The organism is Arthrobacter sp. CAN_A1, from assembly GCF_015751665.1.
Taxonomy (GTDB): domain Bacteria; phylum Actinomycetota; class Actinomycetes; order Actinomycetales; family Micrococcaceae; genus Arthrobacter_D.
Genome location: NZ_JADOUR010000004.1, coordinates 72,396 through 85,438, shown reverse-complemented (window position 1 = coordinate 85,438; position 13,043 = coordinate 72,396). Strand labels below are relative to the sequence as shown.

11 protein-coding genes are annotated in these 13,043 nt (G+C 65.4%); 8 read left to right on the top strand and 3 right to left on the bottom strand.

The window, feature by feature from the left end:
* Positions 1–70 precede the first annotated feature (70 nt).
* Positions 71–937: a DUF3097 family protein gene (locus IWX62_RS06250; protein ID WP_196840523.1), complete on the bottom strand. Its 867-nt coding sequence runs from the start codon at positions 935–937 to the stop codon at positions 71–73.
* Between the two features lie 151 nt (positions 938–1,088).
* On the opposite strand from IWX62_RS06250, the gene hrcA reads away from it, so the two are divergent.
* The 3 genes from hrcA to IWX62_RS06235 all read left to right on the top strand — a co-directional run bounded on the left by hrcA (position 1,089) and on the right by IWX62_RS06235 (position 4,097).
* Complete coding sequence (gene hrcA / locus IWX62_RS06245; protein ID WP_196840522.1) at positions 1,089–2,102, top strand: heat-inducible transcriptional repressor HrcA; 1,014 nt, start codon at positions 1,089–1,091, stop codon at positions 2,100–2,102.
* Between the two features lie 103 nt (positions 2,103–2,205).
* Positions 2,206–3,333 (top strand): molecular chaperone DnaJ, encoded by a 1,128-nt coding sequence (gene dnaJ, locus IWX62_RS06240; protein ID WP_196840521.1) that lies wholly within the window; start codon positions 2,206–2,208, stop codon positions 3,331–3,333.
* Between the two features lie 2 nt (positions 3,334–3,335).
* The gene (locus tag IWX62_RS06235; protein ID WP_196840520.1) at positions 3,336–4,097 is read left to right on the top strand and encodes a 16S rRNA (uracil(1498)-N(3))-methyltransferase; all 762 of its coding nucleotides are present in this window, start codon (positions 3,336–3,338) and stop codon (positions 4,095–4,097) included.
* A gap of 56 nt (positions 4,098–4,153) precedes the next feature.
* On the opposite strand, the gene IWX62_RS06230 is transcribed toward IWX62_RS06235, so the two are convergent.
* Complete coding sequence (locus IWX62_RS06230) at positions 4,154–5,110, bottom strand: GerMN domain-containing protein (RefSeq protein WP_196840519.1); 957 nt, start codon at positions 5,108–5,110, stop codon at positions 4,154–4,156.
* A gap of 330 nt (positions 5,111–5,440) precedes the next feature.
* On the opposite strand from IWX62_RS06230, the gene IWX62_RS06225 reads away from it, so the two are divergent.
* From IWX62_RS06225 to IWX62_RS06205, 5 genes are all read left to right on the top strand, one after another.
* Positions 5,441–6,520: a PhoH family protein gene (locus IWX62_RS06225; protein ID WP_196840518.1), complete on the top strand. Its 1,080-nt coding sequence runs from the start codon at positions 5,441–5,443 to the stop codon at positions 6,518–6,520.
* Entirely contained in the window at positions 6,517–6,990 is a 474-nt protein-coding gene (gene ybeY / locus IWX62_RS06220; protein WP_196840517.1) for an rRNA maturation RNase YbeY, read from the top strand. Before IWX62_RS06225 ends, ybeY begins: the two co-directional genes overlap by 4 nt.
* 20 nt (positions 6,991–7,010) lie before the next feature.
* Positions 7,011–8,312, top strand: coding sequence for a hemolysin family protein (locus IWX62_RS06215; RefSeq protein WP_442859242.1), 1,302 nt, complete (start codon positions 7,011–7,013; stop codon positions 8,310–8,312).
* A complete protein-coding gene (gene era / locus IWX62_RS06210; RefSeq protein ID WP_196840515.1) occupies positions 8,309–9,238 on the top strand; it encodes a GTPase Era in 930 nt (309 codons plus the stop codon). Before IWX62_RS06215 ends, era begins: the two co-directional genes overlap by 4 nt.
* A gap of 112 nt (positions 9,239–9,350) precedes the next feature.
* Positions 9,351–10,889 carry an LCP family protein gene (locus IWX62_RS06205; RefSeq protein WP_196840514.1) on the top strand — a complete coding sequence of 513 codons (1,539 nt, stop codon included), beginning with the start codon at positions 9,351–9,353 and terminating at the stop codon, positions 10,887–10,889.
* A 3-nt stretch (positions 10,890–10,892) separates the two neighbouring features.
* Here IWX62_RS06205 and IWX62_RS06200 read toward each other — a convergent pair whose 3' ends face one another.
* A complete protein-coding gene (locus IWX62_RS06200; RefSeq protein WP_196840513.1) occupies positions 10,893–12,842 on the bottom strand; it encodes a M13 family metallopeptidase in 1,950 nt (649 codons plus the stop codon).
* Positions 12,843–13,043: the final 201 nt, after the last annotated feature.

The window sequence follows — 13,043 nt, the reverse complement described above, 5'->3', positions numbered from 1 at the left end:
GCAGGGGGGCTCCCGGGTAGGTGCCGTCCCCTCTAGAATACGTCTTTGCCCGGGAAACGCGTAGTACGGATCAGCCGCTCTGGTCGGCATTCCCGGGAATGGTCAGGAAGTCAATGACTTCTTCGACCCTGCCGAGGAGGGACGGTTCGAGGTCCGCGTAGCTGGTCACGCAACCCAACAGGCGCTTCCAACCATGCGCCACGGCTGCCTTGTCCGCGTGCGGCCAGCCCAGGCCGGCAAGGATCCCCGTCTTCCAGTCCTGGCCACGGGGGACCACGGGCCAGGCGGTGAGCCCGACGGCGGCCGGTTTGATGGCTTGCCACACGTCGACATAGGGGTGCCCGACGACGAGCACGTTCGACGCCGCGCCGGGTACCTTCATGGCCTCCTGCGCAATGCGCTGCTCTTTCGACCCGGTCACCAGGTGGTCGACCAGGATGCCGAGTCGACGGTTCGGCCCCGGGCCGAAGGACCGGATCATCCCGGCCAGGTCGTCGACGCCGTGGAGTGGTTCCACAACGATCCCTTCGAGCCGCAGGTCGTCACCCCACACCTTTTCGATCAGCTCGGCATCGTGCTGGCCCTCCACCCAGATCCTGCTGGCCCGCGCGGTCCTCGCCCGGGCGCCATCAACCCTCACCGAGCCCGACGCCGTCAGCCGCCGGGCAGGCGCTGATGGCGGTCCGGTGGGGGCCACCACTTCCACCGGGCCGCCATCGATGTGGAAGCCGAACCCCAGCGGGAAGGTCTTGAGTTTGCCGCGCCGGTCCTCGAGCACCATCACGTGCATGCCGCCGGACTTCTCGACCCGAACCACGGCGCCCACATAACCGCTCTGGACGTCCTCCAGCACCAATCCGGCGCTGGCCGCAACCTTGGGGAGGGAAACCTGCCGCGGGGCGGAGATGTCCTGCGCGCCCCATTCGTATGTTGACAAGATTGTTGCTCGCTTCCAGGCTCGCCGCTGGACGGTCCGGCCAGGGATTTTCAATGCTAACAATCCTCTGGAACGTACTAGACTTGGCACTTGGGCGTGTCGAGTGCCAGATCTGCTGGAAGTGTCAGGGAACCGTGTGCGGAGGTGAAATGTGAGCGAACCACGCCGACTTGAGGTGTTGCGCGCCATCGTCGAGGACTATGTGCATTCCCGGGAGCCGGTGGGATCAAAGGCCCTGGTGGAACGCCACCAGCTGGGAGTGTCATCGGCGACGATCCGCAACGATATGGCAGTCCTTGAAGAAGAGGGTCTGATCACGGCGCCCCACACCAGTTCGGGTCGCATTCCCACGGACAAGGGCTATCGGCTGTTCGTTGACCAGATTTCCGAGGTTAAGCCCTTGTCGGCGCCCGAGAAGCGTGCCATCCAGGCCCTGCTGGAGGGTGCTGAAGACCTCGACGACGTCATGGACCGGACCGTCCGACTCCTCTCCCACCTGACCAATCAGGTGGCAGTTGTGCAGTACCCCCACCTCGGCAACGCGGCGGTCCGCCACCTTGAGTTCGTCCTGCTGGCCCCCAACCAGGTGCTCGTGGTGCTGATCGCCACCAATGGAACGGTCCAGCAGCGGGTGGTGCCGCTTCCCGAAGCCGTGCCGGAGGCCAGCCTCGCCGAACTCCGGCAGCATTTTCTCGGCTCAGTGTCCGGTATCAAGCTGACCTCACTCCCACAGGAACTCGCCCTCGCCGTCGCCGCCCTGCCGTTCAGGCAGCGCCGGGCAGGAACTGCGCTCGCCCGAACGCTTGAACAACTTGCCGGGATAAACCGTGACGACCGGATTGTGATGGCTGGCACAGCCAACCTGGCGCGATCCACAGTAGACTTCCCGTTGAGTATCGGACCAGTGCTGGAAGCCCTTGAGGAGCAGGTGGTGATGCTACGCCTGCTCTCCGAAATGAAGCACGACGCGTTTGGCGTCTCGGTGCGGATCGGGCGGGAAAACCCGCACGGTGGACTCGCCGAGGCCTCGGTGATTGCCACCGGATACGGCCCGGACTCGCTGGCCAAGGTCGGAGTCCTGGGGCCAACACGGATGGACTACCCCACCTCGATGGCGGCGGTGCGCGCGGTGGCCCGCTACCTGTCGAGGATTCTGACGGATTAGGCCGCGGCCATCGCAGTAATGAATATGTTCCAGCAACAGCAAGCCATACCGGGTGGGCACCAAATCCCCACCCGGGCAGTGACATAGGAAGTGAAGTGCAGGAGTGAGTAATCACTATGAAGTCCTCGGTGTGAACCGCGATGCCAGCGGCGAGGAGATCAAGAAGGCTTACCGCAAGCTTGCGCGAAAGCTGCACCCGGATGTCAACCCGGGTCCGGACGCCTCAGAGGATTTCAAGCTGGTGACCCGGGCGTACGAAGTGCTGTCGGACCCGCAGAAACGCCGGGTGTATGACACGACGGGTAACGAAAACGGGACCGACAACGGCTTCGGCGGCGGACACGCCGGTCCTGGCTTTGCGTTCCAGGACATCTTCGAAACCTTCTTCGGCGGGGGCGGTCCCAGCGGCCCGCCGTCGCGTACCCGCCGCGGCCAGGATGCGCTCATAGCCGTCCGCATCGACCTGGTCGATGCCGTCTTCGGGATCAACAAGAAGATCGAGGTCGACACGGCTGCTGTTTGCCCCACCTGTGACGGGTCCTGCTGCCAGGCGGGCACCTCGCCCCGGACCTGCGACATTTGTGGTGGCTCGGGCCAGGTGCAGCGCGCCGTCCGGTCCATCCTCGGTCAGGTGATGACCAGCGCGGCCTGTGGTACCTGCCAGGGCTTCGGCACTGTCATCCCTAACCCCTGCAACGAGTGCAACGGTGACGGCCGGGTTCGTAGCCGCCGCAGCCTCACCATCAAGGTGCCCGCGGGGGTTTCCACCGGCACCCGGATCCAGCTGGGCGGCCAGGGCGAGGCCGGCCTCGCCGGCGGACCCCAGGGCGACCTGTACGTGGAGATCAGGGTCAACCCGGACCCCACCTTCCTGCGTGAGGGAGACGACCTCCACGTCACCCTGAGCGTGCCGATGACCGCCGCCGCGCTGGGGACTACCCTGAACCTCGCCTCGTTCGACGGTGACCAGGAGCTTGGAATCAAAGCCGGCACCCAGTCCGGGGAAATTGTTACCCTTCGCGGCCTCGGCGTCACCCACCTGCGCGGCTACGGGCGCGGAGACCTCAAGGTCCACCTCAATGTGGAAACGCCGCGCAATATCGACCAGGCCCAGGAGGAACTGCTGCGCCGCCTCGCCGAACTCCGGGGTGAGGAATTCGTTGAAGGCCAGCTGGCGAGCAACGGGTCAGGAGTGTTCGCGAAGCTGCGGGAACGGTTGGGTAACCTCTAGGCGTGAGCAACGCACTCTATTTCGGTGATCCCGACGCCGTTGCGGCGGCGCGGCCCGGTTCGGAATTCATCCTCACCGGCGCCGAGGCCCGGCACGCCGCCACCGTCAAGCGGGTGACGGTCGGCGAGATGATCGACGTCGCGGACGGCCGCGGGCGGAGGATCGTCGGGGCAGTGAGCAGGACGGGCCAGGACGTGGTGCTCGACGTCGGCGCGGTCACCGACGAACCGGCCCCCGTCTGCCGGCTGATCCTGGTTCAGGCTCTCGCCAAGGGGGACCGCGATGAACTGGCGGTGGAGGCGGCCACCGAACTGGGCGTCGACGCGGTTGTCCCCTGGCAGGCCGACCGCAGCATCGTGCGGTGGCGTGCCGAGAAGGCCCTCAAGGGGCAACGGAAGTGGGAGACCACGGTATTCGGCGCGGCGAAGCAGTCCCGGCGAGCCTGGCTGCCCGACGTCAACCCGCTACTCGACAGCGGGTCCCTTGCCCGCTGGCTAACCGGGGTGGATCTGGCCCTGATCCTGCACGAGGACGCTGCGGTGGGGATCGGATCGCTCCTGCAGTCAGACTCCGGGGGCCAGCCGGGCCTACCTGCCTCCATTGCTGTGGTGGTGGGCCCCGAGGGCGGTATCAGCCGGCAGGAGCTGGATCTGTTCGAATCCCACGGCGCCTACGCGGCCAGGCTGGGGGGTCACGTGCTCCGCTCCTCCACTGCCGGCCCGGCGGCCCTTGCCGTCCTGAGCCAATTGATTGGCCGCTGGTAGCGGACCGGCCCCACCGACAGAACAGCCGCTGCCACCGACCCTCCTCCTTGACGGTTCTATTCGATGGTGAGGCGTTTGGTATCCATGTTGAGTTCCTGCCCGGACTGGTCATCTGCCGGTCGGTCGAAGACACTGATCTCGTACTCCCCGGGAACCAGGGCAATGGTGAATTCGAACAGGCCGGGTGAGCCGGGACCATTGTCGAGGCCCACGGTACCGCTGCGGTAGGCGTCGAGCACCGCGCCGTTCACCGGGGAAATGCGCCAGTGCAGCACTGCGTCCTCCGAAACCCCGCTGCCGGCCACGGTGATCGTCGGCTCGTCGCGGACCTCACCGTGCTGCGGCTCAATAATCCAGATCGGGGCCATCAAGGTGGCATCACGCTGCATCAGTCCCCCCAGGTCGATCTGTCCGAAAGCGGTGAAACCGGCTACCCCGTCGACCAGAACGACGACGCTGCTCGGGGCGCCGCCCGCCACGAGACCGGCGTTCGCTGCCGCTGCGGTTGCCGTATAGACGAGCTGCTGGACGGCCCGGTAGGCGGATCCCTCGTCGAGGCGGGCCCCGAAGGCGTCCGACGAAATGTCAACGGTGATGATGTTGTCCGGGGAGATGGAAGCACTCACGGCACTGGCCGGCGCCCAGGCTCCGAAGTAGTCGGGGTCCAGGGGGCTGCTCGCGGTCATCGCCTTGACCGCAGCAGCGATCGGGTCGCCGCCCATCTCGCCTTCGATGAACTCCCGGTACAGCCGGATGGTCCCCTTGTTGTCACCCAGCCAATAGACCGGGAGCAGATTGCCACCGATGGCCGTGGTGGACGGGAGAGCCGAATTGGCCACCGACGAGGGATCGGCCAGGGTACCTGCCTGTTCGGGAAGGGAGGTGGATGCACTGTCGCTGTCAACCGCCGTGCAACCACCGACCCCCGCGGTGGCCAGGGAGATCAGGACGGCCGTCGCCAGGGTGCGACCCCAGCGGCGCCGCATAATGCTGCCCTGAAAGGACCAGTCCATCAGTGTCCTGCCCTTTCGCTCTTCAGCCCGCACGTCATTGGTCGTCGCCGGAGGGGTGCGCCCAAGCAACGTCTTCCAGCTTTACACACGGCACCCGGGCCCCAAGGGGGTTTAGCCAAGTCGTCGCCGGACTGAGACAGTATTGAAACCGACCTGTTGCAGGGAAGAGATCAACTGCTTCCTGATGCCGCCAACGCGGTACCTATTCTCTGGATCAGCCGTGGGTGGAAACGCCCGGGTGGGGGAGCGCGTAACGTAAGATTGGCTGCGGGGCGGTATGCCGTCACGAATCTATTCAAGGAGAGATGGAAGGCCGCGACGGCCGATTATATGACCGATTCTTCAGTTGGCATTAGCGCAGTGGGCCAGGATACGAAGGTGGTCCACTTCGATTCGACCGAACAGATGGTTCAGGCGCTGGGGACAAACGATGAGGCCTTGAGGCTGATCGAAAGTACCTTCGTCGGAGTGAATCTCCACGTCCGCGGAAACGAGCTATCGATCACGGGTCCGGCAGTCGACGTCGCGCGGACCGAGCGTCTCATCACCGAGGTACGCACCCTCGCCGCCAACAACACCACGGTGAACCCACAGGTGCTCCGCCAGCTGGTGGCGATGTTGAAGGATCAGGCAATCAGCAGCCCGTCCGATGTCCTGACCATGAATATCCTGTCCTCCCGCGGCCGGACGATCAGGCCAAAGACGCTGAACCAGCGTGATTACGTCGAAGCGATCGACCGTCACACCATCGTGTTCGGTATCGGCCCCGCCGGGACCGGCAAGACCTATCTGGCGATGGCCAAGGCTGTCCAGGCGCTGCAGCATAAGGAAGTCAACCGGATCATCCTCACCCGTCCAGCAGTCGAGGCGGGCGAGCGGCTCGGATTCCTCCCCGGGACCCTCAGCGACAAGATCGACCCGTATCTGCGGCCGCTCTATGACGCGCTGCACGACATGATGGACCCCGACACCATTCCACGGCTGATGGCTGCCGGCACTATTGAGGTTGCACCCCTGGCATACATGCGTGGCCGCACCCTCAACGACGCCTTCATCATCCTCGATGAAGCGCAGAACACCACCCCCGAGCAGATGAAGATGTTCCTGACCCGGTTGGGCTTCGGATCCAAGATGGTGGTCACCGGCGATGTCACCCAGGTGGACCTACCCGGTGGCACCAATTCGGGTCTCAGGGTGGTCAGCGAGATCCTTGAAGGGGTGCAGGATGTCAGCTTCCGCACCCTCGACGCGTCCGACGTCGTCAGGCACCGGTTGGTGGGCGATATCGTCACCGCCTACAGCGTCTGGGACGAGAACCAGCGGGTGTCAGCCGCCCGCGATCACCGCAGTCCACGCGGTCACGCCGGCGTCAAACCGGCTGGCGCGAAACCAGCTGGGGGTGCGGCATGAGCATCGAGGTCAACAACGAGTCGGGGATGCCGGCCGACGAAGAGAACCTGATCAGGCTGGGACGTTTCCTGCTCGACGGGTTGTTCGTGCACCCCGAGGCGGAGCTGTCCATCATCCTGGTGGACACCACCGCGATGGAGAAGCTTCACATCGAGTGGATGGACGAGCCCGGGCCCACCGATGTCCTGTCCTTCCCGATGGATGAGCTCCGGCCAGGCACCACCGGACGGCTCACGCCCGCGGGGGTGTTGGGCGACGTCGTGCTATGCCCCGAGGTGGCGCAGGCGCAGGCAGTGAAAGCCGGGCATTCCACCCAGGAGGAACTGCTTCTGCTGACCACCCACGGCGTCCTGCACCTTCTGGGCTACGACCACGCCGAGCCGGACGAGGAAGCCGAGATGTTCGGCCTGCAGCGCCGTCTGCTGGCTGACTTCCTGGGTGGTAAAGCGCCCGAGGAGACTGTCAGTTGATCATTGGGGTTCTCGCCCTCATGGCGTTGGCTTTTGTTCTGGTGGCCGCTCTGGTGACCGCGGCCGAGGCCGCCTTCAGCTACCTGCCCCGCCAGGAGGGCGAAGAGCTGCTGCAGGGCTCATCGGGCAAGGCGCTCGAGGGCATCCTCGCGTCCCCGATCGCCCACATGCATGCGCTCCGGTTCTGGCGCGTCTGGTTTGAGATGGCAGCCGCCGTGGCGGTCGCGATCCTCTTCCACGACCTTCTCGACAACGTATGGATCGCCGGCCTGCTGGCCACAGCCACCATGGCCGCCGTCGGATTCGTGCTGGTGGGCGTCTCACCCCGGCAGCTTGGCAGGACCCACGCGAGCAGGGTGGTTCCGGCGACCGCCGGGCTTGTCAGGTTCCTCTGCGGAATCCTCGGACCGGTTCCGCGCTGGCTGGTGTCCCTGGGCAGCTCGATCACCCCGGGCGCCGCCCGTGCGGAGGCCGCCTTCTTCACGGAAGAGGAATTCCGTGAGCTGCTGTCCCGCGCCAACGACGCAGAAATGATTGAGGACAGTGAAGCCGAACTGATCCACTCCGTCTTTGAACTCGGCGACACCAAGGTGCGGGCCGTGATGGTGCCCCGCACCGACATGGTCTCCATCGACTCCGGCTCCACCCTCAAACAGGCGATGTCCCTGTTCCTCCGCTCGGGATACTCGCGCATCCCGGTGATCGGCGAGAGCGCCGACGAAATCGTGGGCATCCTCTACCTCAAGGATGTGGTGGCCCAGCTGCACGGCCCCGACGGCCCCGACGGTCACGCCGAGGACGCGGTCGACGCCGTCTGCCGGGCCGTCCGGTATGTCCCCGAATCGAAACCCGTCAGCGACTTCCTGCAGGAGCTGCAGCGCGAGTCGACCCATGTGGCGATCGTCATCGACGAATACGGTGGAACTGCCGGGCTTGTCACCCTGGAGGACCTGATCGAAGAGATCGTCGGCGAGATTGTCGACGAATACGACTCCGAAGTACCCGAGCTGGAACAGCTCGGCAACGGCGAATACCGGATCAGCTCCCGGATGGGCATCGACGACCTGGGCGAGGTGTTCCACGTCGACCTGGAAGACGACGAGGTGGACACCGTCGGTGGACTGCTCGCCAAAACCCTGGGCCGGGTGCCGATCGTGGGCAGCGAAGTAACAGTCGGCAGCATCGGCCTCCGTGCCGAACGTGTCGAGGGTCGCCGCAACCGGGTATCGCACATTATTGTGTGGAAACGGGAACCAGCACCTGACGACGACGGCCGGGACCGGAATCCCGCACAACTTCAAGGACACGGCGGAATATCATGAGCGAACACCAACACCGGGCCGGCTTTGTCTCCCTGGTCGGACGACCCAACGCCGGAAAGTCGACGCTGACCAACGCGCTGGTGGGACAGAAGGTGGCCATCACCTCCTCCAAACCCCAGACCACCCGCCACACCATCCGTGGGATCGTGCACCGCGAGGACGCACAGCTGATCCTCGTCGACACGCCGGGTCTGCACCGGCCCCGCACCCTCCTCGGCCAGCGCCTGAACGACCTTGTCGCCGACACCCTGGCCGAGGTCGACGCGATCGGGTTCTGCATTCCCGCCAACGAGCCGATCGGTCCGGGTGACAGGTTCATCACGCAGCAGCTCTCCCGGCTGCAGCGCAAGCCCCTGATCGCCGTCGTCACCAAAACCGATCTCGTCGACCGTGCTGCGTTGACCCGCCAGCTGATGGCCGTCGTCGCCCTCGGCGAGGAAGTGCTGGGAGCCGACGGGTGGGCCGACGTCGTTCCCGTGTCAGCATCCGACGGATTCCAGGTGGACACCGTCAGCGACGTGTTTGTGTCACACATGCCCGAATCCCCAGCCCTCTACCCGGGTGGGGCCCTGACCGACGAGCCGGAAGCCGTCATGGTGGCGGAACTGGTGCGGGAGGCAGCCCTGGAGGGGGTGCGCGATGAGATGCCGCACTCGCTGGCGGTGGTGGTTGACGAGATAGTTCCCCGCGAGGGCCGGAGCGCCGACAACCAGCTTCTCGACGTCAGGGTCAACCTGTTCGTCGAGCGGTCTTCCCAGAAAGCCATCATTATCGGCAAGGGCGGCGCCCGGCTCAGAGAGGTCGGCACCAACGCCCGCACCAGCATCGAGGCGCTGCTGGGCACCAGGGTCTACCTCGACCTCCACGTGAAAATTGCCAAGGATTGGCAGCGTGACCCGAAGCAGTTGGTACGCCTGGGGTTCTAATCGGGCACTACCCGGTCGCAGCAGACGTTGTCTCTAGTGGCTGGGATCAGTCCGCTCTGCTGGCGTTCCCGCCAGCCATCACCGACCGAAGACATCGAAAGGGCTGCAACGCATGATTCGTCGAGGCGCCGATGCCGGCCACACCGCTGAGGGCCCCGTGGGGTCCCCGGGCGGAAGGCACCTGGGCCGTCAGGCGTCGCAGCGGGTCCTGAAGATCATTGCTGTAGCTCTGGCCACCGTCCTAGTGGCAGGCGTTGGATTCGCTTCGGTGCAGCTGCTCCGGCTCCAGGGCAACGTGGCAACCCAGCCACTTAACCTTTCCACCGATCAGGGCGACGACACCGCTGCCGACATTGACAGTGATCCGGTGCAGATCCTGATCCTGGGCACCGATACCCGGACCGGTGCCGACAACGCTGCCTATGGCGGCGCCGAGTTCACCACCGAGACCGGCAACTCCGACGTGATGATGCTGATGCACCTGTCGGCGGACCGCGAGAACGTGACCATGGTCAGCTTCCCCCGCGACCTTCTGGTGCCGTTGCCGGCGTGCCTGGACCCGGAGACCGGGACGCTGAACCCCGCACAGGACCTGGCCATGCTCAACGGTGCACTGGGCAACGGCGGACCGGGCTGCACCGTGGCAGCCATCAACGAACTGACCGGCCTGAAGATCGACCACTTCATGATGGCCGACTTCAACGCTGTCAAGGAACTCTCCTCAACCCTCGGCGGCGTTGAAGTGTGCGTGAACGACGCGATCGAGGACACCTACTCGGGTCTCAGCCTGCCCGCCGGCACCTCGGAGGTGGAGGGCGAGCAGGCGCTGGCGTTCCTCAGGACCCGGCATGCGTTCGGCGACGGCGGCGACGAGGGCAGGATCCGCGCCCAGCAGTCCTTCATGGCATCGATGGCCCGAAAGATCCAGGCGGAGGGAACCCTCACCAACCTTCCCCGCATGTACGCCATCGCGGAGACGGTCACCAAAAACCTCACCGTCGACGACGGGTTGAGCCAGATCCCCGATCTGCTCCGCCTGGCGGACCGGCTTAAGGACGTCGACCTTGCCAAGGTGGCGTTCGTGACGGTGCCGGTGCTGCCCTACGAGCCCGACCTGAACCGGCTGATCCCCGACGAGGAACGCGCTGAGGAGCTCTTCGCCACCCTCGTCGAGGATCGCAGCGTCGTCGACGAACCGACGCCCGAACCCTCCGGATCCAGCGACCCATCAGGCTCACCGGACGCCTCGGCGGGCCCCGACGCGGAGCCATCCGACGCGGCCCCCGATTTCGACCCGGCGGGGGTTCCGTTCACCATTATCGATTCGTCGGGGGCACCCGACCGTGGCGAGGAGATCCAGAACCTCCTCCTGGACGAGGGGTACACGCAGGCGGTCGTTTCCGAGGACGTGGAAACCCCTGCGACGCAATTGTTCGTCGGGGCGGGCTACGAAGCGATCGGCGCGGCGGTGGCTGAGCTGTTTGGCCTGGCCGAGGTGCAGGTACTTTCCAGCCCGGCCACCGTCGGACTGGCCTTGAGTGTCGGTGAGGACTTCACTTCGGGCGGCACCGTCTCAACCGAGGGGCTGCCTCCCGAATTGTCCGGCCAGACGGCGGACCAGGTGACCTGCCAGTCGTCCTTCGGATCCTGACGCCTACCAGATCCTGACCCGCAGGGCGGGGTCCAGCCATAGGGCGTCGCCGTCGGCGACGGCGAAGGCGTGGTGGAACTCGTCGAGGTTGCGCACCACCTGATTGCAGCGGAACTCGTTGGGGGAGTGCGGGTCGACGGTGAGGCGGCGAAGTGCTTCCTCGCCGCGGATCTTCTGCCGCCAGCACCGTGCCCACGAAAAGAAGAACCGCTGGGCGCCGGTCAGACCATCAACCACCGGCGGCTCCTGGCCGTCGAGGCTCAGGAGATAGGCCCGGTAACTGATCGTCAGACCACCCAGATCGCCGATATTCTCCCCCAGGGTCAGGCGGCCGTTCACCGGGTGTCCCTGTGCCTCAGCGGGGGACAGCTGGTCGTACTGGTCAACCAGCTGCTGGGTCAGGGCGTCGAACGCGGCGCGGTCCGCATCGGTCCACCAGTTGTCCAGCCGGCCGCTACCGTCGAACTGGGAGCCCTTGTCATCGAAACCATGTCCGATTTCATGACCAATCACTGCACCGATCGCCCCATAATTCACCGCCGGATCCGCGTCGACGTCGAAGAACGGCGGCTGCAGGATGGCGGCAGGAAAGGCGATCTCATTCATGGTGGGCATGTAATACGCGTTGACCGTCTGCGGGGTCATCAACCAGTTCCCCCGGTCAATCGGGCCACCAAGTTTCGCGAGCTGGCGATCCAGCTCAAACGCCGTGGCACGCTGCACGTTGCCGTAGGTGTCGCCGTCGACTATGTCCAGCGCCGAATAGTCAATCCACCTGTCGGGAAACCCGATCTTGGTGTGGAACTGGTCAAGTTTTGCCAGGGCCCGCGATTTCGTGGCCGCGGTCATCCAGTCGAGGGAGCTGATACTGCTGTGGTAGGCGGCCAGCAGATTCTCCACCAGGTCGAGCATGACTGCCTTGTGGGTCGGGGGGAAATGCCGGGCCACGTACTCGCGGCCAACCGCTTCGCCAACCGCCCCTTCCACGAGTGCCACCGACCGCTTCCAGCGGTCCTTGATCTGGGGCGTCCCACTGAGGTGGGTCCCATAAAACTCGAAGGCCGCGTCAACGAACGGCCGGCTGAGATAGCCGGCTGCGTGCAGCAGCACCCGGGTGGCCAGCCAGCCCTTCCACACGCTCAGGTCTTCAGAGGCCAGTAGGCGGTCCACGGCCGCCAGGTACTCCGGCTGGCTGACCACCAGCTCCTCAATTCCTGGGTGATCCCGGGTCAGCCGCGCCAGCCAGGCCCGGCTGAACGGCGCGGCCTCGGCCAGCGCGTCAACGGTCAGCAGATTGTAGGTGGCCTGCGGGTCCCGTCGGGTCACAGCATCCATGTGGGACGAGGCAAGCCGCGTCTCAAGGGCAAGGACCGCTGTGGCCCGCTCCTCGGCGTCGGGCTCTCCCGCCTCCGTCAGCAAGGCAACGAGCAGCCTGAGGTATTCGGCCCGGGTCTGGCTGAACTTGTCCTCACGGTAATACGACTCATCGGGCATGCCCAGCCCCGACTGGTAGAGGTGCACCACGTAACGCTCCGGGTTGCCTGCGTCGTTGCTGACATAGGGCAGCGCCAGGCCGGCACACCCGGTGCGGGACAGTTCGGCGTCCAATGCGACCAGCTCGGCAGGCGACCCCACCGCGGCGATCCGATGGAGGATCGGTACCACCGGGTCGGCGGCCAGCCGCTCGATCCGTTCCTCATCCATGAAAGAACTGAACAGGGCCTTGATCCTGAAGGTGTCTCCGGAGGCGTCCGGCGTGGCGACGGCGTCCTCGATGATGTGGCGGACGGCCAGTTCGGCTGCGTCGCGCAACTGGGTGAACGCTCCTTCGAGCGGCCGGTCCGATGGGATGTCGGTGGCGTCCAGCCAGCTGCCGTTGATGTGGCGGAACAGGTCGTCCTGCACGCGGGGCGTGGTGGTCAGAGTCGCGTGGGTGGTGCCTGCCGAAGCCATGGGTGGTCCTAACCGCCGGGAGTGAATTGGTTCCGAAACCCATCCTATGCTCCGTGCTAGGGTTACTTTGTGCGCGCAGAACTGCTCCTTCTTAGCTGCCGCGGCGGGGCCAGAACGACTTCCTAGTCAAGGCCGACTCCCCGCTGCGGAGTCAGTAATGCCCCGGCCCAGTCGTGAAGAATCTGCCCCAAGAACTTCCAT